This is a genomic window from Halorhabdus sp. CUG00001, from assembly GCF_009797925.1.
Lineage (GTDB): Archaea > Halobacteriota > Halobacteria > Halobacteriales > Haloarculaceae > Halorhabdus.
This window is the reverse complement of the sequence record NZ_VOLB01000001.1, coordinates 988,408-1,011,639: the sequence shown is the minus strand read 5'-3', so window position 1 is coordinate 1,011,639 and position 23,232 is coordinate 988,408. Positions and strand designations below refer to the sequence as shown.

The window sequence follows — 23,232 nt, the reverse complement described above, 5'->3', positions numbered from 1 at the left end:
ACAATCAGCTCATTGGACGCGTTCAGAGTGCCTGCAACGACGTACACACTCGACCGTGTGCGATCCGGGTACAAATCGCGAAAATGGACGTGAGAGCGGACGTCCAGTTAGTCAGCTGCGTGTGCGGACTCGCCAGACGCCGGTGCGGCGTCGTCAAGGACGTTGTGACTGCGCAGCAAGATGATCCCGAAGATCACCTTCGCAGTTACGTCGAGTACCGCGAAGCCGGCGGTCTCCGGGCCGATGCCGATGACCGCGAGGCCTTCGGTCCCGATGATCCACCAGACCGGGTAGACCAGCCACAGGAGGCCGATCATGTTCCGGAGCAGCTTGAACGTACTGCGCGTGTCCGGCGACAACTCGTTGGCTTTGGTCGTCAACGTCGAGAACAGGAAGTACAGCAACACCAGCAGGAAGCCGGTGGAGACGCCCCACCAGACGATCCGGAGGGCTTCTGCTTCCAGGCCGGCCGCGCCAGTGAACTGCAGCGTCGCGACGACGCCGGTGAGGATCATCAGCACGTCCAGCCCGACGAGCGTCGAGATGGTGTTACGGTCAGCGCCCGCGAGCAACGCGATGTCGTACAACAACAGCGGCGTCGTCAGGATCCAGTCAGTGTACCGTGCCCAGTAGATCGTCTCGGGTTCCTCGAAACTGGTCCCGATGATGTCGTTGACGACTTCGATCGGCAACCGGCCGAACCCGGTTGCCATCGCCAGGTAGTTCACGAACGCGATCGCCGCGATGAACGTCGTGACGATGTAAAATTTCTTTCGCCGGGAATCCCGTACGTTCCAGCCGGTTGCGATGAAGTACAGCATTCCCAGGAACATTCCTGCCGTGCCTGCCCACAGCGATATACTGGTTAGGTCTACCATGCGACAATGAAAGATTGTTGCCGGTTTCGGGTAATGACCGTACCAAACCAATTCGGTATCTGACCGGTCACTCACCCGAGACGGGCCTGTACCGACAGGGTTTCACGGGTCCAGGCCGTGGCAAACATCGAATGAGTAAGGACGTTATCGAGGTTCGCGGGGCCGAGCAACACAACCTGAAAGACGTCGACGTCGAGATCCCCCGCGAGCAGTTGACGGTCGTTACCGGCCTCTCGGGGTCGGGGAAATCCTCGCTCGCGTTCGAGACGATCTACGCCGAAGGGCAGCGCCGCTATATCGAGTCGCTGTCGGCCTACGCACGGAACTTCCTCGGCCAGATGGACAAACCACAGGTCGAGTCAGTCGAGGGGCTCTCGCCCGCAATTTCGATCGATCAGAAGAACGCCGCGAACAACCCCCGATCGACGGTTGGGACCGTCACGGAACTCCACGACTATCTCCGCTTGCTGTATGCCCGTGTCGGGACACCCCACTGTCCCGAGTGTGGCCGGGAGGTCGGCGAACAGAGTGCGACGAACATGGTCGACCGGATCCTCGAGTTGCCCGAGGGCACGAAGCTCAAGATCGCTGCGCCGATCGTCCGCGACCAGAAGGGTGCCTTCGAAGATCGCTTCGAGCAACTGGTCGGGGAGGGCTACAGCCGCGTCGAGGTCGACGGCGAGGCTTATGACCTGACGCTGGATCGCCCGGACCTCGACGAGAACTTCGACCACACGATCGACGTGATCGTCGACCGCGTTCAGGTCGCCCCCGACGCCCGCTCGCGGATCACCGACTCCGTCGAGACGGCCCTCACCCAGGGCGACGGCGTGCTCAAGGTCCTCGTCCCTGATCCGCCCGAGGGAGTCGCACTGGGCGGTGCGAGTGCCCGCTCGACTGGTGATCTCGCCGACGAAGCCGATACCGACGACGGAGACGCCGACGATCGGCTCGTCGTCGAGTTCTCCGAGGAGCGTGCCTGCACCCACTGTGGCATCGACATCAGCGAGATCGAGACCCGGAGCTTCTCCTTCAATTCTCCGCACGGGGCCTGCCCCGAATGTGAGGGCCTCGGCGAGACCAAGGAGGTCAGCGAAGCCCTCGTTATCACCGACCCCAGCAAGCCACTGAAACACGTCTTCGAACCCTGGAGCTACAACCGGACGTACTACTCCCGACAGCTCGACAACGTCGCCGAACACTTCGGCGTCAGTCTGGAGACGCCCTTCGAGGACCTCGATCCCGAGATCCAGCGGCAGTTCCTCTACGGGACCGACGACGTCGTGCACTTCGAGTGGCAGACCAAGAACGGGACACGGGAAAAGACCGAGCGCTTCGAGGGTGTCATCCCGAATCTGGAGCGTCGTCACGTCGAGACCGACTCCGACCGGGCGCGTGAACACATCGAGGAGTTCATGGCGACGACGACGTGCCCGAACTGTGAGGGGACTCGGCTGAAGGCCGAATCGCGGGCCGTCCTCGTCGAAGGCACGTCGATCACCGACGTCAACGAGCTGTCGATCGGTGACGCCCTGGCTCACTTCGAGGGCATGGAAGACGGGATGAGCGAGCGTGACGCCACGATCGCCACGGAGATTCTCAAGGAGATTCGCGCCCGGCTCGGGTTCATGGAAGAGGTCGGCCTGGAGTATCTCACCCTCGATCGGGAAGCGTCGACGCTCTCCGGTGGCGAGAGCCAGCGCATCCGGCTGGCGACCCAGATCGGCTCGGGACTCGTGGGCGTGCTGTACGTCCTCGACGAGCCGTCGATCGGGCTCCACCAGCGGGACAACGATCGCCTGTTGAACACCCTGGCAGAACTGCGCGACCTGGGGAACACCCTTCTGGTCGTCGAACACGACACCGAGACGATGCGGCGGGCGGACAACATCGTCGACATGGGACCGGGGCCGGGGAAACGCGGCGGTGAGATCGTCGTCAACGGGTCCTTCGAAGACGTCCTCGACACCGAGGAGTCGATCACCGGTGACTATCTGGCTGGCGAGCGGCTAATCTCCGTCCCCGACGAGCGTCGAGAGGCGACGGGAACGCTGACGATTCGCGGGGCCCGCCAGCACAATCTCACAGACCTCGACGTCGAGATTCCACTCGGGACCTTTAGCGCGATCACGGGTGTCTCGGGCTCTGGCAAGTCCACGCTGATGCACGACGTGCTGTATAAGGGTCTCGCCCGCGAGATGAACGACAACACCGAGGTCGACCCGGGCGAGCACGACACAATCGAGGGCATCGAGCAGATCGAAACCGTCCGACTCATCGATCAGTCGCCGATCGGCCGGACACCGCGGTCTAATCCGGCGACCTACACGGACGTCTTCGATCACATCCGCGAGCTGTTCGCCGAGACGAATCTCGCGAACCAACGGGGCTACGACAAGGGACGGTTCTCCTTTAACGTCAAAGGTGGCCGATGTGAGGCCTGTGGCGGCCAGGGCACCGTCACCATCGACATGAACTTCCTCTCGGATGTGGAGGTTCCCTGCGAGGAGTGTGGCGGCGATCGATACAATGCCGAGACCCTGGACGTGACCTACAAGGACGCAACCATCGCGGACGTCCTGGAGATGACCGTCGCCGAGGCCTCCGAGTTCTTCGAGAGCCACCCCGGGATCCGCCGCCGCCTCGAACTCCTGAAGGATGTCGGACTGGGGTACATGAAACTCGGTCAGCCCTCGACGACACTCTCGGGCGGGGAGGCCCAGCGTGTCAAACTCGCCGAGGAACTGGGCAAGCAAGACAGCGGTGAGACGCTGTACTTACTCGACGAACCGACGACCGGCCTCCACCCCGAAGACGAGCGGAAGTTGATCGACGTGCTCCACCGCCTGACCGCCGAGGGCAACACGGTCGTCGTCATCGAGCACGAACTCGACCTCGTGAAAAACGCCGACCAGATCATCGATCTCGGTCCCGAGGGTGGTGAACACGGTGGACAGATCGTCGCCCATGGTACACCCGAAGACGTGGCACGGACCGACGGCTCCTACACCGGACAGTACTTGCGGGATCTCTTGCCCGAAATCGACATGGACGGGCCGCGAGCCGATCGCGAACTGGCGACGCCCCCAGCGGCCGACGACTGACGTGAAACCAACAGGCAGAAACGCCATCGGCGCGCCATTGATCGACGATGGTCGAGCCGCAAACGCACGAACAGACGTCCGAAGCATACGTCGGACAGCCCATCGAGATCGGGACGGACACCGCCGTCGTCGAACTGGCGACGACTGCGGAGATGGCCGTCGACGAGACCGGCCTCGTTCACGGCGGTTTCGTCTACGGGGTGGCCGACTACGCGGCGATGCTCGCCGTCAACGAACCGACTGTCGTCCTCACCGGCTCTGCGGTGACCTATCCGAATCCGACGCGCGTTGGCGAGACCGTCCGTGCGACGGCGACCGTGGTCGACTCGGATCCACGACCCAGCGTCGAGGTAACGGCTGAACTGACTGAGACAGATGCTGTCGTCCTCTCGGGGACGTTCGACTGTGCTGTGCCCGCAGACCCTGTCTTGTCCTAACCGCTCTCCGGGCACCGTCGTCGGGAGTGACGTGCGGACGGCCAATAGCGCCGAGGCGTGCCAATCAGTCCCGACGGCCCACGCCTGGACGATGACACGATCGCGACTCTCTCACCGGTGGGCGCTATCATTTCAGGGAACGACGACCCATCACTCAAATGCTATCAGCACCAAGACCAGCCAATGGCACACGTCCAGACGGAGCCTGATTCGCTACAGGTTCTCTACGTGAACGACGACGAAGCGTTCGCTGATCTCGTCCGGACGAAACTCCCTCGGATCGATCCCGACCTTGCGGTCAGCACTGTGAGTGACGCCCAGGCGGCCCTCGATGCCCTCGAAGCGTCGACGTTCGATTGTGTCGTGACCTCCTACGCGCTTCCGGAACACACCGGGCTCGATCTCCTCGAAGACGTTCAGTCACGTGACAGCGAGATCCCGACGATCCTGTTCACTGGCCGGGGCAGTGAGACGATCGCGAGTCGGGCGTTCCAGGCGAACGTCTCGGATTATATTCCGGTCCGTTCGAACCAGGAGAGCTTCGCGTTGCTTGCCCGTCGGATCCGCACGCTAACCGAGGCCAAACGCGAGCACGAGGTCGCCGAGCGGATCTCCGATCGGTTCGAGCGAACCCTCGAGCGGGCGACAGATGCGATCTACGCCGTCGACACTGACTGGCGTATCGAGTACATGAACGAGCGGATGGCCGATAGAATCGAGCGCGATCGAGCGGCTGTGATCGGTGCGAATCTCTGGGACGAATTTCCCACGATCGCCGGGACGGAAATCGAATCGAAGTATCGCACCGCGATGGAAACGGGCGAAGCAGTCTCTTTCGAACAGTACGTCCCGTCCCCTTTCGAGTACTGGGTCGAAATCCGGGCGTTCCCGGACGAGGATGGATTGACCGTTTTCTCCCAGGAGATCACCGAACAGCGAGAACTCGAGCGGGAACGCCGCCGACTCGCAGAGGAGTACGATGCGCTGTTGAGCAACTCCGGAGACGCGATCTTCCTGCTGGACGTCGAGCATACAAACGGTGATCCCGAGTTCCGCTTTTCGCGCCTCTCGCCCGGCTACGAGACCCAGACCGGCCTGACGACGGCGGAGGTCAGAGGCAAGACCCCGAGTGCCGTCTTCGGGGACGAGCGCGGGGCGGAACTCGCGGCAAACTACCAGCGGTGTCTCGACGCCGGCGAGCCGATCTCCTATCGGGAGGAACTTTCGGTCGCGGACGATGCACGCTTCTGGCAGACCAGTCTGGCGCCGGTCGCCGTCGACGGCGAGGTGATCCGGATTCTCGGGATCGCCCGGAACGTCACCGAACAGGTCGAGCGAGAACGCGAACTCGAACGGACCAAACAGCGACTCGAATCACTCATCGATGCGGCACCGCTGACGATCATGGAGATCGATCCCGACGGCACCGTCCGCCGCTGGAACCAGGGTGCCGAGGAGATGTTCGGCTGGTCCGCCGAGGAAGTCGTCGACGAATTCAATCCGATGGTGCCCCCGGACAAGCGAGATGAATTCGCCGACCTCCGCCAGCGGGCACTCGACGGCGAGCGGATCCGTGGGGTCGAAATTCGACGCAAGACCAAAGACGGCGACTGGCTCGACCTCTTGTTGTCGGTCACGACGATCGACGGAGCTGACGGTGAGCCAACCAGTATTCTCGCCGTCCTCGAAGACATTAGTGACCAAAAGCAACTGGAACATCGGCTTCGGGCCCTTCAGGAGACTGCCCAACAACTCAGTGGCGCACAGTCGACCGAGGAGATCGCGACCATCGCGGTGACGGCAGCCGCTGACGTCCTCGATCTCACAGTCACGGGGGTTTGGGAGTACAACGAGCGGGCGGACACACTCGATCCGCTCGTTCAGACCGATACCGCAGCGGAATTCTTCGACGAACTCCCTCGCTTCGAGGGCGGGGAGAGTCTCGCCTGGGAGGCCTTCGAGTCCGGTGAGTTGCGCCGGTACGACGACCTCCACTCGGCCGATGACCTGTACAATCCGGACACGGCAATGCGAAGCGAGATCATGGTCCCGCTCGGCGAATACGGCCTCATCTCGACTGGATCGAAATCGCCACACGTCTTCTCGGAGACCGACGTCGATCTGTTCCAGATCCTTGGGGCGACCGCCGAGGCGGCACTGGCACGAGCGAACCGCGAGGCGGAACTGAAGCGACAGAACGAGCGACTCGATCAGTTCGCCAGCGTCGTCGCCCACGACCTGCGCAACCCCCTCACTGTGGCCATGGGCTTTCTCGACGTTGCGGCGGAGTCAGGCGATCCGGAACACTTCGAGAAGATCGAATCGGCTCACGACCGAATCGAACGACTCATCGACGACTTGCTCACCCTCGCGCGTGGGGAATCCACCGTCGAGGACGCCGAGCGGATCGCCCTCGATGCCATCTCGACGGAAGCGTGGGGCTACGTCGATACGGACGCGGCGGCCCTCACTGTACGTGAGGAGGCTCCCGTCGTGGCGGGCGACCCGGGACGCCTGACTCAACTGTTCGAGAATCTGTTCCGGAATGCGGTCGAACACGGGGGCACCGACGTCCAAATCACCGTCGGGTCGCTGGCCGATCGCCCCGGCTTCTACGTCGAAGACGACGGCGACGGCATCCCGCCGGACCGCCGGGAAACGGTCTTCGACCACGGTGTCACGACCAACGAGGGCGGGACTGGGTTCGGTCTCTCGATCGTCGAGGATATCGCTCACGCCCACGGCTGGGACGTCTCGGTCACTGACGGGACTGACGGCGGTGCTCGATTCGAGTTCGAGACCGACGCGTAGCCCTCGTGGACGAGTGGGTCCCCACTGGCGACCGCGACCGTCAAAACCTATACGCCTCGACCCGTTGACCCAGACACATGCGCGACGTGATCGTCGTCGGTGCGGGACCGGCCGGCAGCCGCTACGCTCGCCGGGCGGCCGAAGACGGCCTGGACGTCCTCGTTTTCGAACAGGGGGCCATCGGTGAGCCGTTGGCCTGTTCGGGCCACGTCAGCACCGATGTCCTCGAATACGTCCCCGAAGACGACCGTGCGGACTTGCGCCAAAACGAGATCTACGGTGCGAACTTCCACCTCGGCGGGCCAGATAGCCGTGCCTACCCATTCTACAAGGAAAATGTCATCTCGCAGGTGATCGATCGCGTCGGTCTCGATCAGACACTCGCCGACGCGGCCAGCGATGCCGGGGCGACGGTCCGGGACGGCCACACTGTCACCGAGGTCGACGAACGCGCAGATCACGTCGAGGTGACCGTCAAAGGAGCGGACGGCACCGAGACCCACCGGGCACGACTGGTCGCCGGCTGTGACGGCCCCCAATCCCGCGTCCGGGATGCAGTCGGGCTGCCGGAACCCGACGAACTCCTGCATGGGGTCCTCGGATTCGATCCGGCTCCCGACGCCGGTGAGTTCGTCGATGTCCACCTGAACGTGCCGCGGTTTTTCGCCTGGCGCATCCCGCGTGGCGAGGCCGGCGTCGAATACGGGCTCGCCGCGCCGCCGGGGGAATCTGTCGGCGACCGGTTCGATGCGCTCACCGACGCCTACGGCGTCGAGACCGAACGCCGGTGTTCCGGTCTCATCCCGATTGGCCCACCCGATTCGGTCACGAGCGATCGAGTCTTCCTTCTCGGAGACGCAGCGGCCCAGACCAAGCCGTTCACCGGCGGGGGGATCCGCTACGGCATGACGGCGGCCGATCACGCCGCACGGACGATCGATCCCGCCCGCCCGGAGACGCTTGCCGACTACGAAGACGCCTGGCGGGCGGAGTTGGGCCGGGAGATCCGTCTCGGTGCCTGGGTCCGGCGGGGGTACTCTCTGCCGGAACCGATCCAGCGAGTTGGGCTCAGACTGTTTTCGGGGCAGATCGGCGTCCACATGGACGAACCCTCGTCGTTGTTCTCACGGGCACAACTGCGGGCGCTGTTCTCACGCTGAAAGCATCACAACAGCGAGCCCGTTCGGTGCGTGGCTTACGGCTCCAGCAACCGTGCTGAGCGGTCGGACCCCTCGACGAACGGGGGTGACGCGATCGTCCCAGTGAGCCCCTCGTCGCCGATCGTGACGGTTTCTTCGTCTGTCTCGACCATCGCAAACCCGACCGCACCCTCCTCTTTGGGTTGTGCTCGGGCGCGAGTGACCTCACCGATCGCTCGATCGCCCGCATAGACCGTGGTGCCAGCTGTGGGCGCTGTGGCTGCGGTGAACGCTCGCAAGCGGCGCTCGCCGCGGGCCGGGCGCTCGCCCGGCGGAAACGCGTTTGTGATGCCGATAGCGCCCGGTTCGACATCCCGTAGCTCAGTTTCGAACAGCGGCGTCCCGGCTTCGAGAGTGAGCGTCTCCCACGTTTCGTACCCGAACGGCGCGGCGCTTGGCCCGCGATTGACCAGCGCGTCGAAGACGTCGTCGGCATCGTCAGCTGCCGCGATGAGCAGATAACCCTCTTCGCCAGTGACCCCATCATCACGGACGACAGTGACGCCGCTGTTCTGGATCGCACCACGATCGATCGACAGCGCTGTCTCCGGTGTCGTCGCCGAACAGACGCTGGCGACTTTTTCGGTCGCTTCCGGGCCATACACGCCGAAGACCGCGAAGGAAGCAGCCTTGTCCCGCACGAGGACTCCGTCGGCACTCCAGGCGTCGACGACGGCGTCGGTTCGATCAGGGGGAACGAACGCCAGAACGCGGTCTTCGACGGTGAAGACGTACGCGTCGGCCACGATCGATCCATCTGAGCGGATGAATCCGTACTGTCCGGCGTCGACGTCCGGCAGTTCGTTCGAGAACCGTTCCGCGACGACTTGCTCACGCCAGGCCCCTTTGACGACGATCGTGCCCACGCCGTGCTCGATGACGCCGGCCCCGTTGCGGACGGCCCGATACGTTCGTTCTGGCCGGCCGTAGTGTGCGACGATACGGGTGCCCGCCCGCGTTGTGACGATGCCGCCGTACTGCTCGTGGCGTTCCGGAAGTCCCGTCATCTATTCGATAGCGTAACCGGGGCCGGCGCATAAAACTCGCGCGTCGTCACTGCAGGACTCCCCTCACTGCCGCCGGGCCAGCAGGGCGACCGAAAGCACTGTCGCGATCGCGATGCCGATACCAAAGCCCGGCCCGCTCGTCGTCGTCACAGTCGTCGATCCGGGCGTGTCCGTCCCCGTGACAGTCGTCGTGGCCTCCGTCGGCGTCGCTGTCTCGGTTTCAGTTTCGGTCTCGGTCGCCGTTGCTGTCTCACCGCCTCCGGGGTCGACTCCCTCGACGGTCGCCTCGGCCCGTAGCCCGTCGGCTGTCGCCACGACTGCCAACTCGCCGGCGGCTTCGATCGGGACCGTCAGTGCGCCGTTGCTGTCCGTCGTGCCGACGCTCTCGCCTTCGACGCTGACTGTCGCCCCCGAGACCGTCTGGCCGTACTCGTCGGTGACAACGACTCGCACGGTCTCGCCGACGACGATCCGGTCGTTTGCGGGTCGCAGTGCTAACTCCGGCGTGCGCGAAACCGTCACATTGTGTTCGATCGCTGATTCGCTGATCGTGACCGTCGTCGTATTGGTGGTGTATCCGTCTTTCCGAACGGTAACGGTCTGCTCGGTGTTGACGGGGACGCGTAACGTCGCTTCACCGTTCGAAAGTGTCGTCACTGATCCGATCCCGTCGACATCGACCGTTGCCTCCGTGACTGCCCGTGGGGTATCGAAGTGCCCATCTCGGACGTCGAAGGTCACAGACACCGATGCTTCTTCGAGGGGAATCGCTCGCGAAACGTCGCCGGTAACCCGATAGCGCTTGCTGTAGTTCAGGTGCCCCGGCTTCGTGACTGCGATCTCGTAGGAGCCGCGTTCGATCGGTCCGGTCTGTAACTGTCCGTTCCCATTCGTCTCGCCCGTGAGGACTGTCTGTCCGTCCTGTGTGAGGCGAACTGTCGCGTTCGGGACGGCTGTGCCCGAACGGTCCACCTGCAGATCTATCGATCCTTTCCTGGCGACGTCGATGCTGACAGTCTCTGCACTCGCATCGGTTATCTCGACCGGCACGTTCCGAACGTAGTCCCCGGGTTCGACGGCGATCGTCACGTTCGATCCCCGTGGCACGTCGACCAGAGCCTGTCCGTTCGCTCTCGTCGTCACTGTCTCGTTGCCGTCTGCCCACGAGACAGTGAGTGTTACATCACCGACATCGTTCCCGTCGGAATCCCCCACGGCGAGGGTAAGCGTCACTTTGTCTTGCCCCTGAGCGAGGCCAATCCCTCCGAAGGGAGCGACGGCCATCGCCCCGACGAGGACGACCACCCAGAGTCCGACGGCCACACGGCTGCCGAGTACTGACATATGCGACACCACGACGAGTGATCATAAATCTCTAACGACACCGATAGATGCGAGAGACGACCACCGCGTTGTGTTACAATTCCTCGCGGACCCGATCGACAGCCGATCGATCGATCGCTGGAATCGGGCCGGGGATGGTCCGACAGACTGCCGCTGCGGCGACGCCATACGAGAGTGCCTCGTCCGGTGGCGCGTCGGTCAGCAGCTGCTGGATGAACGCGCCGGCGAAGGCATCGTGCTGGCCGGCCGCGTCGACTGTCTCGGTCTCGATCGACTCACACTCGTGAAAGACACTATCCTGTATAGCGATCGCACCGTACTCGCCTCTCGTCATCGCCAGGAGATCGAAGTCCCACTCCGAGGCGACGCCGTGGGCAACCTCCCGATACTCCCCGCTGCGCTCGAAGACCGTTTGAAGCTGACTTTCGTTGGCGATCAGGACATCGACTTCGGGGAGGATCTTCTGGAGGGCCTGACGCGCATCTTCCGGCGACCACAACCGGGGCCTGAAATCGAGTTCGAATACGGACAGTCCGCCGTCGGCTCTGCCGGCTCGTAACGCTGCTTCGATCGTGTCGGCGGCCGTCCCAGAGAGGGCAGCGGTACTGCCCGCAGCGAAGACGGCATCGGCCGCCTGGATGCGATCCATCGACAACTCGCCGGGCGTCATCGAGGCGGCCGCGGCCCCGTCACGGTCGTGGACGACCACCGCCTCACGGGGAGGGCTGGCCCGCTGGTAGAACTCGATCCCGAGTCGACCACCCTCACACCAGGTGACGTCCGTTTTCGCCCCATATCGGTGTAACTCGCTGATAACTCGCTTTCCGAGTTGGGTTGCCGGCACTTTCGACAGCCACCGCGTGTTGGTCCCGAGATTTGCGGCGGCGATGGCCACGTTGCTCTCGGTCCCGACGGCAGACATCGACACTTCGTCACTGCCGACGAATTGCTGTGCACCCGGTGGTGAAATTCTCAGCGGCGTCTCCCCTACGGTGATAAGCGTACTCATGCTCGTCACATCACACCCACTCGCTATAATGGACACGATCAGCTGCAGGATTTGAAGCCACTCCGGGCCCCTTCGATACTCATACCAGTCACTCGAATCGGCGCGTCGTGTGCCCGGGATAGTCACGCTCGAAGCGCTCGGCGAGTTCCGCAGCGTCGATCTCGATGACGACTGGCCGGCCGTGCGGACAGGCATAGGGGTTCTCACACTCGTCGAGTCGCTCCAGCAAGTCGACGATCGACCCGTCCGTCAACGACGTGTTGCCTGTGATCGACGGGTAACAGGCCAGGTCTGCGAGCAATTCGTCGGCCGCTGCCTCGACAGTGCCGTCGGGGTCCGCTTCGTCGGTAACGAACGACGCCAGGACCTCTCTGAGGAGTTCGGGGTCGGCTGTCCCGGCCAGGATGGTCGGGACAGTGCTGACGGCCACGGTCTCTTCGTCAGTACGGTCTGCAGTGAAGCCGATTCCTTCGAGTGCCGGCTGGAATCGTTCGAACAGTTCGGCTTCCCTGGCGGTCAGCGATAGCTCGACCGGCTCGGCCAGCGCCTGCGTCGTCGTGTCGGCGGCGAAAGCGTCCGTCAGTCGCTCGTAGTTGATCCGCTCGTCGGCGGCATGCTGGTCGATCAAGACCAGTCCGGTGTCCGTCTCGGCGACGACGTACGTGTCTCTGAACTGTCCGAGCACCCGCATCGACGGCAGCGAGTCGAATTCGTTGTCGAGTGCGTTCTCGCCGTCTCCGAGTGTGGTCTGTGCCCCGCGTTCTCGGATGCGAGTCGGTGCTGGCTCTCCCTCGTCGCTGTCGGCTGGTCGGCTGCCGGCTGTTGCTGGCTCGGCGTGCTGGCTGTCCGAAGCCGGGCTGGATCGCTCGCGATCCGGCGTCGACGGCGGATCGGTCCTCTCTGGCGCTGTCGCGGTGTCTGTCCGAACGCCGCGGTCGTCTCGCCCGTCGGTCGCGTCGCCGCTGTCGGGGGTTTGCTCGGAGGATGGCCCCGTCTCTGAGGCTGGATCTGAGGGTGCTGTCTGCCGTCCGCTGTCTGGCTTGGTCTCGCCGACGCCACGCGAGGCGTCGACCTCTTGAGTCCCGTGATCTGTCTCGCCATCCGCTGCTGGCTGCCCTTTGCCCTGCTCGATCGTCGTCTGGTCGGGGGCCGACCGACCGCGGGGTGCACTCGATCGGACCAACCCTTCCCGGAGGAGCGCGTTCTCGACGGCGGTCCGGACCTGTTCGCGCAAGCCGGCCTCCTCGGCAAAGCGGACTTCCATCTTCCGAGGGTGGACGTTGACGTCGATCACGTCGGCCGGCAAGGAGAGATTCAGCACCGCAAACGGGTACCGGTCGGGCGACAGTTGCGTGTCGTACGCCTCGATGACGGCATCACGGGCGGCGTTCGACCGGACGAACCGGCCGTTGACGAACGTCGAGAGGTACTCCCGGCCGGCACGGGTCGTCTCCGGGTCGCTGACCAGTCCGGAGACGTCAGTCAGCGGTCCCGCGGGCAGATCCGCCGCCCGGACCTCGATCATCGATTCTGCGACCTCACGGCCGTAGACAGCCATAATCGTCTCCTGGATCGAGCCCTGCCCGCTCGTGGCGAAGGTCTCCCGGCCGTCGTGTTCGAGTTCGACGGCGACGGCCGGGTTCGCCAGCGCGTAGTTGGTGACGATCGAGTTGACGTGATCGAACTCCGTGGCGTCTTGACTCAGATACTTCCGGCGGGCTGGCACGTTGTAAAAGAGATCCTCGACAGTCACCGTCGTCCCTTCCGGGCAGCCTGCGGGTTCGACGGTCGTCACTTCGCCGCCTTCGACTCGCAAGCGCGTGCCGTGGTCGCCTCCCTGCGGGCGCGTCGTGATCGTCACCCGGGAGACGGCCCCGATCGCGTGCAGCGCCTCGCCGCGGAACCCCAGCGTCCCGACGCCGCCCTCGAGATCCGCGATGTCCCGGATCTTGCTCGTGGTGTGTTCCCGGACCGCGGTCCGAACCTGGGATTCGGTCATGCCGACGCCGTCGTCGCTGACGCTGATGGCGTCTTTCCCGCCGGATTCGACCGCGACGTGGATTCGAGAGGCGTCGGCGTCGAGGGCGTTTTCGAGCAGTTCCTTGACCGCCGAGGCGGGACGCTCGACGACCTCGCCGGCGGCGATGCGCTCGACGGTGGTGTCGTCGAGCTCCCTGATCTCTTCGCGTTCGCTCATGTGGGCGTGTTGACCACCCGTTTGCAGGCCGCGACCTTGAGTGTGCGGTCTCGCCAAACAGTTACGGCATCTGCCGCTGTAGGAATACCTATGGACCTGACAGACGTTTTCGAGGAGCTTCCCGACCCGAGTGCGTACTCGTTTCCCGACTACGCGATCCCGCAGGGCGACCCGGTGATGCCAGTCGCCGTGACCGACGACGAACTCCACGCACTGTTGGCTCTGTATGAAACTTTCGCCGATGTCGACCCGACCGGGATGGACTCGAATCCGTTCCTCGCGAACACCACCGAATTCCTCCAGCAGACCTTCGGCACGCCATCCTATCGCCCGGACGAACAACTCAACGATGACGTCGCGACCATGCTCAACGATTTCTCCGAGGATCTGGGTGGCGACGACATGGGCGTCGTCGACGCGACACCGAAACACCACCAGACGCTGTATTTCTTCCTGATCAGCGCGAAAGGGTATCACATGGCCCCACACATCCAGTTCGATCCCGATCCCACCGCGGTCGAAACGCTCTATCGCATCTACCAGCGTGTCACCGAGCAGGACTACTACCTCAAGCGCCCCTCGACTGTCCTGGAGTGAACGGTCGGTTCCCTCTAGGCCCCCGTCACGGTGACTTATGGTCCGGACGCGAGTACCGTCGTGTATGCAAACCCGTCCACTCGGTGCAACTGGCCAGGAAAGTAGCGTCGTCACGTTCGGGACGATCGCACTGAACTGGCTCGAACAGGAGGGCGCAAACCAGCTGATCGAACTCGTCCGTGAGCACGGCGTCACCCACTTCGACGTCGCCCCGACCTACGGCGACGCCGAACTCAAACTCGGGCCGAAACTTCGCCAGTATCGGGAGGATATCTTCCTGGGCTGTAAGACTCAAGAACGCTCCTACGAGGGAGCCTGGCAGAAACTCGAACGATCCATAGACCGTCTCGGGGTGGAAAAGATCGACCTCTATCAGGTCCACGGCTTAGAATACGAGGAAGAACTGGAGACGATCACTGCCGACGACGGCGCGCTGGCTGCCTTCCGGGAAGCCCAGGAACAGGGCTTGATCGACCATATCGGATTGACGAGCCACGGCAACCCAGGGTTAATTCGAAACGCGATCGAGGAGATCGACGATCTGGAGACGCTGATGTTCCCGCTGAATCCCGTCGTCGACGCCAAGGACGGCGAGGAGTACGATTACGATGCCGTCTTGCAGCAAGCCGACGAGGCGAACATCGGCACGCTCGCGATCAAGGCCTTCGCGAAGGGGTCCTGGCCCGACACAGCGCAATTGCCCGAACACGAGCGACCGTACGCGAACTGGTACGAACCGGTCGACGAACCCGACGTCATCCAGGACCGCTTGAACTACACCCTCTCGCGTGGCGTCGATACGGTTGTTACCCCTGGCGATCCCAAACTCGTCAAGATGGTGCTTTCGGCCGGCGATCGCTACGAGGCACTCGACGAGGCGGCCCAACGTGCGATCGTCGAGCAAGCTCGCCACGCCGAGAGTCCGGTCCCCGAACAACTGCACCACTGACGATGGACGTTCCGGAGACGGTCGCGACGGCGCTTGCGGATCGAGCCGTGGCTGGCAAGCGCTGTCTGGAGGCCGGTGCCGGCGCGGGGAACGCGACGCTCGGCCTTCTGGCTGCGGGGGCTCGTGAGGTCTTAGCGGTGACGGACGATCGCGAGCACGCCGCGACGGTTCGTGAGCGTGTCGCGGCGACCCAATCCGAGTCCGTCCGCACGATCGAAGCCGATCTCCGGGACATTCCACTGGCGGACGAGACCGTCGAGGTCGTCACGGCCCACGCGCTGTGCAACGTCGTCACGACGGCCGAATTGCCGGCTATCGCGGACGAACTCACGCGGGTCGCCGCGCCGGGGGCGCAGTTGGTGGTCGACGACTACGCGCCGCTTCCGGATAGGGCGGCAATGGCCGACATCTTCGCCCTCGAAAACGCAGCAGGGCAACTCGCCGACGGTCGCCCGCCGCTGACGTTCTATCCCGAATCGCTGCTCCGGAGCGTCTTCGAATCGCGTAGCTGGACGTTCCAGCGCCGGAAGGCCCTCCTCGATCCGGTCCCGTGGACGGAGACGCACGTCGAGGCCCACGCTGACGTCGCCAGAGCGGCTGCAACGTCCCTCGACGGCGATCTCGGTGACGCACTCGCGGCCGAAGCTGATCGACTGATCGAAGCGATCGGCTCGGAATCGGTCGGCGAGATGTATAGCCTGGCGTTCCGACTCGACGGGTGAGACGAGCAGCGATCGCCGCGGCCCGTCAGCGCCTGTCCAGTTCGTCCTGCCAGGCCTGGATCTGTGATAAGAGTTCGACGGGCGGCGTCTCGTTGACGTCCAGGGCGGTTAATTCATCGAGGACCGCCTCGGCGTCATCACCGAACCGGTCGGCGATCTGATCGCGGGCTTTCGGGTCGCCACTGTCGGCACCCGCCGCGTTTCCGGCGGTGAACTCGCCGGCCGAGAGATCGAAGACAGCCTGGGTCGTGCCACCAGAGCCGCCTTTGGCCTCGATCGCTTTCTCCTCGCGCAGGCGGTCGAGCACGTCCCGGGAGCGATCGACAACCGGATCGGGCACGCCGGCCAGATCGGCGACGTGGATGCCGTAGGAGCGATCGGTCGCACCGTCCCGGACCGTCCGGAGGAAGGTTACGTCGCCGTCGCTCTCGTCGGCTGCGACGTGGACATTTTGGACGCGAGGCAGGTGTTCGGCCAGGCTCGTGAGTTCGTGGTAATGGGTGGCAAAGAGCGTCTTCGCCCGCACTTCGTTGTGGAGGTACTCGGTGGCGGCCCACGCGATCGAGATGCCATCGAAGGTTGCCGTGCCTCGGCCAACTTCGTCTAAGATGACCAGTGACTCGTCGGTCGCCGAGTGGAGGATGTTCGAGAGTTCCTGCATCTCGACCATGAACGTCGAGCGACCCTGGGCGAGTTCGTCCAGTGCGCCGACGCGGGTGTAGATCCCGTCGACGAGGCCGATGGTCGCCGAGCGGGCCGGGACGAACGAGCCGATTTGGGCCAGCAGGACGATCAGTGCCGCCTGGCGCATGTAGGTTGACTTCCCGCTCATGTTCGGCCCGGTGACGATCAGGAACTGGCGATCCCCGTCCATCCGGAGGTCGTTGGGGACGAACTCCGTCGCCTGTTCGACCACCGGGTGACGGCCCGCTTCGATGTCCAGGGTGCGAGAATCGACCAGTTCCGGACACGTCCAGTCGTTGCGGACGGCGTGGGTTGCCAGGGCGGTGAGTACGTCGACCTCGGCCAGCGCGGCACCGACATCCTGAAGCAGCTGTGCCCGCGTTGCCACGCGATCGCGCAATTGCTCGAACAGCTCTCGCTCCAACTCGTGGCGCTGTTCCTCCAGCCGGAGAATCTCGCGTTCGCGTTCTTCGAGTTCGTCGGTGGTGTAGCGCGTGGCGTTTTTCAGTGACTTGACGTTCTCGTAGTGATCGGGAGCCTTCTCGGTCTCGCTGTTGCCGACCTGGATGTAGTAGCCGTCGGTCTTGTTGCGGTCGACCGAGAGGTGGGTGATACCGTGTTCGCGACTCTCGCGGTCGGGAAGCGTCTCGATCCACTCCAGGGCGGCCTCGTGGTTCTCGATGATTTCGTCTAGTTCGTCGTCGTATCCCCGTCGGATGATTCCGCCCTCGGTGATCGTCCCCGGTGGGTCCTCGACGATGGCCGCGTCCAACTTTTCCTGGAGTTCGCGTACGGCCGACTGATCTACTTCAGCCAACCGATCGGCAAGTGGCGAGTCCGACAGATCGGGCGTCTCGGCGACGATTTCTCGGACGGTCCCGGAGAGCGCGAGCGTCTCGGCTGCCGCCCGGAGGTCCCGGGCATCGGCACTGCCGGAGGCGGCCTTGCTGGCCAGTCGCTGGAGGTCGTAGGCGTCGCCGAGTTCCTCGCGCAAGCGCTCTCGTGCCATCGCCGCCCCGGCCAGTGCGGCCACGCTGTCCTGTCGGCGATGGAGCTTCGTTTTCGATCGACGCGGGCGCTGCAACCAGGCTCGCAGCGTCCGGGTTCCGGCGCTCGTGACCGTGTGATCGATCGTATCGAGCAGCGACCCTGACTGCTCGCCTTGCATCGTCTCGGTGAGTTCCAAATTCCGCTGGGTGGTCGCATCGAGTTCGACGTGTTCCCCGCCGCCGTATCGCTGCAAGCGTGTCATCGAAGCCAGCACACCCTGGCCGGTCTCCTCGACGTACGCGAGGACGGCCCCGGCAGCCGCGATTACTGGATCTGTGTCCAGTCCCACACTGTCCAGTGTCTCATCGCCGAACTGGTTGCGCAACCGGTGGCGCGCTCGTCCGGGGGCGAACGCCTCAGTCGCGTGCAGCGACAGGGTGGCGTCGGTTCGCTCGCGGAGCCGATCCAGCGTCTCGTCGTCGGTCCGGACCGTCGGTCCCGGGAGGACTTCCGTCAGGTTGAACCGGTAGAGTTCGCTGAACACGGCGTCCCGGTCGGGCGAACTCGTCACGAAGAACTGGCCGGTCGTCACGTCGGCAAAGGCCAGTCCCCATTCGTCGTCGCCCACAACAACGGCCGCCAGATAGCGTGCCTGAGCATCGGTCGCCGAGAGCAATGTCCCGGGCGTGACGACGCGTTCGATATCGCGGGCGTGGCCGTTTGCCGTCTCGTGTTGTTCGGCGACGGCGACGCGATAGCCCCGTTCGACAAGTCCCTTGAGATACGGCGTCAGTTCGTCGACGGGAACGCCGGCCATCGGATACGAGGAGCCGTGACTAGATTTCTTCGAGATTTGCAGATCTAATTCGTCGGCGACCGTCTCGGCGTCCTCAGCGAAAAACTCGTAGAAGTCCCCGACCTGCATCGCCAGCAGGTCGGCGTCAGTCTCGGCTTTGAGGGACAGAAATTCCCCGACGATCCCCTCGGCGTCAGTCATACCAGTACCTGCGACCGAGGCGCGGTAAAAGGCTACGGGACTGATCCGACAGGTACGGAGTCCCTGTGGTGTCCACCCGGATGGCCAGCGGACTCATATATCCGTGGCTCTTCGATCCGACAATGACTCGGGTCTGGATCGCCGTCGGGGTGCTGGGTATCGTCCTTCTCGGGACGGTAGCGCCGGTCGCTGCGGGCACAGTTTCGGGCTCGCAGCAGGAAGCCGAATCCACGGCGACTGCCTTGGCAAGGACAGATGCGTCTCCCATCACGATCACGCAACGCCTTCGGCTGACACCGGATCGGCCGGGCGAGATCGGCGTGACTGTCGCCGTGACGATCCCCGATCGAGTCGAAGGGGTGGAATTGCGGCTCCCTGATGGCGTGTCGGTGACAGGTACTGACGGATTCGAACAGGTCGCGAGCGACCGCTACGAGTGGACCGGAGACGGTGCCGAACCGACGATCACCTACGATCTGCCGGCAAACCGGACCACGACTGGCGAGGGACCCGAACCCGGCTCTGGCACGTATCTCTACGCCGATACCGGCCCGTGGGCGATCGTCTCGCCACCGGGTCCCGGCATCGGCTATCAATGGCGCGGGGAAGACGTCAGCGTCGACCGTCGCCTCACCGTCCCTGGCGACGGCGTTGCCGGCGAGCGGATGGCGTATCTCGGCCCCGCTCGCACGTACAACCGGACGGCTCACGGCCAAACCTTCGAGGTGATCGTGCCCAAGGAGGCGTCGATGACCCCAGCCCCCGAGCGAGTACTGGATACTTTCGCCACGGCGTCGGACAGATTGCGGGTTGGCGATCGTGACGAGCAGGTCTTCACCATCGCCGCACCGAGTGAGGTCGATTGGGGCGTCAGGGGCCTCCAGACAGGGGACAGCGACATGTGGGTGGCAGCCGACCAGCCCCTCGCAGAAGCGGACAATACCTGGCTCCACGAGTACGTTCACTCCCGCCAGCGACTGAATACGACGACCTCGACCCAGTGGCTCTACGAGGGCAGTGCCACCTATTATGCCGCGAAGCTGGCGCTGGAGGGCGATCTCGTCGACTTCCAGGAGTTTCACCGGACAGTCGACCGCGGCACTGCGAACCGATACGAGGACGACGTTCTCGCTGACCCCCCAACCTGGTCGTATCGGGGCGAGTACGACAAGGGCGGTCTCGTCGCGGGCGAACTCGACCGGCAAATCAGACTCGAAACGAACCGGACGAGTCGCTTCGATGCCGTCTTTCAGACACTGAACGCCCGCGACGCCCAGTTCGATCACCAGCAGTTCGTGGACATCGTTGCCGGAGCGTCGTCACAATCTGTCGCCCAGTTGGCCGACCGATACGTGACGACGACTGACCGGCCCTCGATGTGGGAGCAGGCCGAACACGATGCAGCGTTTGGCGCTGCCCCGGCTCAGTTCACCTCTCAGCTCCCACCGGATAGCGAGTCCTACCGCGTCGAGAGTCGGTTCCGGAACGTGTCCGTCGAGACACTGCCGACTCTCGTCGTCGGCGAGTCCATCCACATCCCGGTGAACGTCACGAACGTCGGCGGCACCGCTGGCACGTACGACACACCGGTAACGATCGACGGCGCGGCCATCGCTCGCGTGAACGGCGAACTGGCCCCCGGCGAGTCGGCGATCGTTACGGTCCCGTATACATTCGACGCGCCGGGATCGTATCGCCTCCGCGTCGGCGACGTCTCGACGACGGTGACAGTCAGCGAGCCGGCAACGCCGACCGTCGAGGCGATCGCGGTCAACCGGACGATTGTCGAGGGAGCGGGTGACGTCTCGGTAGTCGCGACCGTTCGCGGCAACGACTCGATCCCGGCGGCGGGGACGATAACGATGACGCGAAACGGGAGCGTTCACGCCGAGGAACGCGTCCGTCTCACTCCCGGTGAAAGCCAGTCGATCGAGACGACAATCAATCTGCCCCAGCCGGGCGTCTACGAACTCGCCGTGGGCGAGAAATCGGTGGCGGTGACGGTACGCGAGCCGGCTACCCCAACGCCGACACCCACTCGAACTGACACACCAACGACAGACCGGACGAGCGCCGTCACGACAACGACGACTTCCCTATTCGAGACGGGGACGACACCGCCCGGAGACGAGTCCGCACCGACGACTACCGCTGGCCCCGGCTTCTCTGCCATGCTCGCGCTGGTCGCAATCCTGCTGGCGATCGGGGGACTCAAACGACGTTAGACGGCATCGAGCAGGGTCGCCGTCCTGGCTTCGAGTTCCGCCGGCGTCCGCCCGAACAGCACGGTCACAGGAACGCGACCCTTACCACCGTGGTTGATGAGCGCTGCAGGATCGGTGCTGCCGTCGAACGCGCGACCAGCACCTGCTTCCAGCGTCGGCGTCGATTCGAGAGTCACGACGTCACCGTCGAACTGTTCGAGTGCTGTTGGGATCGTCTCGTCGTAGCGCCAGTTGACCGCAAACCGGACGCTTGGGTCGGCCTCACGGGCATCCAGGAGGTACCGGGCGACGTGACTCGACGCGCCGAATCGCACGCCTCCTGTCGTCGTGATCCCGTCCATCGCTCGCCTGAGACGCCCGTCGACGGCCGCGACCTCGCCAGGCCGTTCGGCGAACGGGGTCCCACCAACGACGTTCGATCCGACTTCGGGAACGAGCGGTGCGATCTCTCGATCACTGAACGCTTCGAGTAGGGCCTGGACGGCCTCGGCTGTCTCGGTCCGGGCGGCGCGCTCGCGAGTTTCGACGAGGTGGTGGACGGCCCCGGGTCCCTCGCCGACTGAGAGGTTATACCGGACCGCCCGCGCCAGCAAGTCGATCGCCCGGCCGACGCTCGTCTGGAGATCGGCCCCCTGGGCGAGATGGGCCGCGATCGCACTTGAGAGCGTACAGCCCGAGCCGTGGGTCGCCTCAGTGTCGATCCGCTCGTGGCGGAACGTCCGCACGGCAGGTTCACCTGTCGCATCCGCCGTGACGAGGACGTCGATTACGTCCTCGCTGGGGATGTGGCCGCCTTTCAGGAGTGCCGCGTCAGCTCCCATCTCGACGATGCGCTCGCCAGCTTTGACGGCCGACGGTTCGTCGTCGGGCGCGATTCCTGTCAGTACAGCTGCTTCGTCGGCGTTGGGCGTCACCACGGTCGCCTGGGCGATCAGTTGCTCGTAGGCGGCTTCGGCGTCGGATTCGAGCAATCGATCCCCCGATGCAGCGACCATCACGGGGTCGACCACGAGTGCGGGGAGGTCCGTGGCGTACTCCGTGACGGTCTCGATGACGTCACTCGTCGCGAGCATCCCGGTTTTGGCAGCCTGGACGTCGAAATCGTCGCGGACGGCCTCGATCTGTGCCCTGATCTGCTCGATTGGCAGGAGGTGGCTCCCCTGGACGCCCGTCGTGTTCTGGGCTGTGACGCTCGTGATCGCGCTGGTGCCAAAGGCCCCTATTGCCTCGATGGTCTTCAGATCGGCCTGAATCCCCGCGCCGCCACCGGAGTCGCTGCCGGCGATCGTCAGCACGGTCGGCGGGTCGTGTGGGGCTTCGTTGCGGGTCATGGATGAGTCTATTCACGGGTTATACAAATCCATGATGCTCTGGGCCTGGATTGGCGGAACGACTTTGTATACGGCGGCGTATACATTTCAACATGAGCAAGAGCATCCGGGTCGCGGAAGACACACACGCGGCCCTCGCGGAATTGAAGGGAGACGACGAGTCCTTCGACGAGTTGCTATCGCGGCTGATCGAGGACCGGCGGGAAGCGATTCAATCCGGCGCTGGGATCTGGGAAGGCAGTGACGCCGCGACGGTGGCTCGCCAGAAGCGCCGAGCAATGAAAGAGGACGTCGGGCGATGACGCTGTACGATAGCAGCGTGCTGATCGACTATCTCGATGGCAAATCTGAGACAGTGGCGTACGTCGAGGACCACCACGATCGGCGAGCCGTCGCACCCCAGCTGGTCGTTTTCGAAGTCTATCAGGGAGAGGTATTCACGGCTGGACCGGCTGATTTCGAGGCCGTTGACCGTGCACTTTCGTGGGTGGACGTCGTCGAAGCGCCAACTGGAGCCGCCAGGAGCGCCGCCGAAGTTCAGGCAACGCTGCACGAGCGTGGCGATGCCCTCGCTCCGCGGGACGCGTTTATTGCTGGCATGGCAGATCGGCTCGGCGAACGGCTGGCCGTCGCTGACGCCGACTTCGACGTCGCGGGACTCACCGACGTCCTCGACGTAGATTTCGTCTGAGTCACGCTGGATTCTCCGACGTGAACTAGCAACGGGACAGCATATTTGACGCTCGCCGGT

Annotated in this window: 17 protein-coding genes; 10 read left to right on the top strand and 7 right to left on the bottom strand. The window is 64.1% G+C overall.

Annotated features, from left to right (window positions below):
• Positions 1-107 precede the first annotated feature (107 nt).
• The gene (locus FR699_RS04975) at positions 108-878 is read right to left on the bottom strand and encodes a bacteriorhodopsin (protein ID WP_154551487.1); all 771 of its coding nucleotides are present in this window, start codon (positions 876-878) and stop codon (positions 108-110) included.
• 131 nt (positions 879-1,009) lie between these two features.
• Here FR699_RS04975 and uvrA point away from each other — a divergent pair, with 131 nt between their 5' ends.
• The 4 genes from uvrA (at position 1,010) to FR699_RS04955 (ending at position 8,390) form a co-directional block, all read left to right on the top strand.
• Entirely contained in the window at positions 1,010-3,982 is a 2,973-nt protein-coding gene (gene uvrA / locus FR699_RS04970; protein WP_158854504.1) for an excinuclease ABC subunit UvrA, read from the top strand.
• Positions 3,983-4,029: 47 nt separating this feature from the next.
• Positions 4,030-4,419, top strand: coding sequence for a thioesterase (locus tag FR699_RS04965; protein ID WP_158854502.1), 390 nt, complete (start codon positions 4,030-4,032; stop codon positions 4,417-4,419).
• 183 nt (positions 4,420-4,602) lie between these two features.
• Positions 4,603-7,230 (top strand): PAS domain-containing protein, encoded by a 2,628-nt coding sequence (locus tag FR699_RS04960; RefSeq protein ID WP_158854500.1) that lies wholly within the window; start codon positions 4,603-4,605, stop codon positions 7,228-7,230.
• A gap of 77 nt (positions 7,231-7,307) precedes the next feature.
• Positions 7,308-8,390 (top strand): geranylgeranyl reductase family protein, encoded by a 1,083-nt coding sequence (locus FR699_RS04955; protein WP_158854498.1) that lies wholly within the window; start codon positions 7,308-7,310, stop codon positions 8,388-8,390.
• 35 nt (positions 8,391-8,425) lie between these two features.
• Here the strand turns inward: FR699_RS04955 and FR699_RS04950 are convergent, their stop codons facing one another.
• The 4 genes from FR699_RS04950 to mutL all read right to left on the bottom strand — a co-directional run bounded on the left by FR699_RS04950 (position 8,426) and on the right by mutL (position 13,986).
• Positions 8,426-9,436 (bottom strand): aminomethyl transferase family protein, encoded by a 1,011-nt coding sequence (locus tag FR699_RS04950; RefSeq protein ID WP_158854496.1) that lies wholly within the window; start codon positions 9,434-9,436, stop codon positions 8,426-8,428.
• A 63-nt stretch (positions 9,437-9,499) separates the two neighbouring features.
• Complete coding sequence (locus tag FR699_RS04945; RefSeq protein WP_158854494.1) at positions 9,500-10,780, bottom strand: PGF-CTERM sorting domain-containing protein; 1,281 nt, start codon at positions 10,778-10,780, stop codon at positions 9,500-9,502.
• A gap of 73 nt (positions 10,781-10,853) precedes the next feature.
• Positions 10,854-11,789, bottom strand: coding sequence for a sugar kinase (locus tag FR699_RS04940; RefSeq protein ID WP_154551494.1), 936 nt, complete (start codon positions 11,787-11,789; stop codon positions 10,854-10,856).
• Positions 11,790-11,877: 88 nt separating this feature from the next.
• Complete coding sequence (mutL, locus tag FR699_RS04935) at positions 11,878-13,986, bottom strand: DNA mismatch repair endonuclease MutL (protein WP_158854491.1); 2,109 nt, start codon at positions 13,984-13,986, stop codon at positions 11,878-11,880.
• Positions 13,987-14,076: 90 nt separating this feature from the next.
• Between mutL and FR699_RS04930 the strand changes: the two genes are divergently transcribed.
• The 3 genes from FR699_RS04930 (at position 14,077) to FR699_RS04920 (ending at position 16,254) form a co-directional block, all read left to right on the top strand.
• Entirely contained in the window at positions 14,077-14,583 is a 507-nt protein-coding gene (locus tag FR699_RS04930; protein ID WP_158854489.1) for a hypothetical protein, read from the top strand.
• Positions 14,584-14,647: 64 nt separating this feature from the next.
• Complete coding sequence (locus tag FR699_RS04925; protein ID WP_158854487.1) at positions 14,648-15,532, top strand: aldo/keto reductase; 885 nt, start codon at positions 14,648-14,650, stop codon at positions 15,530-15,532.
• A 2-nt stretch (positions 15,533-15,534) separates the two neighbouring features.
• Positions 15,535-16,254, top strand: a complete 720-nt coding sequence (locus FR699_RS04920; protein WP_158854485.1) for a class I SAM-dependent methyltransferase — start codon at positions 15,535-15,537, stop codon at positions 16,252-16,254.
• A 25-nt stretch (positions 16,255-16,279) separates the two neighbouring features.
• Here FR699_RS04920 and mutS read toward each other — a convergent pair whose 3' ends face one another.
• Positions 16,280-18,925, bottom strand: coding sequence for a DNA mismatch repair protein MutS (mutS, locus tag FR699_RS04915; RefSeq protein ID WP_158854483.1), 2,646 nt, complete (start codon positions 18,923-18,925; stop codon positions 16,280-16,282).
• 122 nt (positions 18,926-19,047) lie between these two features.
• Between mutS and FR699_RS04910 the strand changes: the two genes are divergently transcribed.
• Entirely contained in the window at positions 19,048-21,150 is a 2,103-nt protein-coding gene (locus FR699_RS04910; RefSeq protein WP_158854481.1) for a hypothetical protein, read from the top strand.
• On the opposite strand, the gene thiD is transcribed toward FR699_RS04910, so the two are convergent.
• Positions 21,147-22,481 (bottom strand): bifunctional hydroxymethylpyrimidine kinase/phosphomethylpyrimidine kinase, encoded by a 1,335-nt coding sequence (gene thiD, locus FR699_RS04905; RefSeq protein WP_158854479.1) that lies wholly within the window; start codon positions 22,479-22,481, stop codon positions 21,147-21,149. The two genes, FR699_RS04910 and thiD, sit on opposite strands and share 4 nt — an antisense overlap.
• Before the next feature lie 92 nt (positions 22,482-22,573).
• On the opposite strand from thiD, the gene FR699_RS04900 reads away from it, so the two are divergent.
• Together FR699_RS04900 and FR699_RS04895 are read left to right on the top strand one after the other, a co-directional pair.
• Positions 22,574-22,783, top strand: a complete 210-nt coding sequence (locus FR699_RS04900) for an antitoxin VapB family protein (RefSeq protein ID WP_154551502.1) — start codon at positions 22,574-22,576, stop codon at positions 22,781-22,783.
• Positions 22,780-23,172, top strand: a complete 393-nt coding sequence (locus FR699_RS04895) for a PIN domain-containing protein (protein WP_154551503.1) — start codon at positions 22,780-22,782, stop codon at positions 23,170-23,172. The genes FR699_RS04900 and FR699_RS04895 overlap by 4 nt, the downstream gene beginning before the upstream one ends.
• Positions 23,173-23,232: the final 60 nt, after the last annotated feature.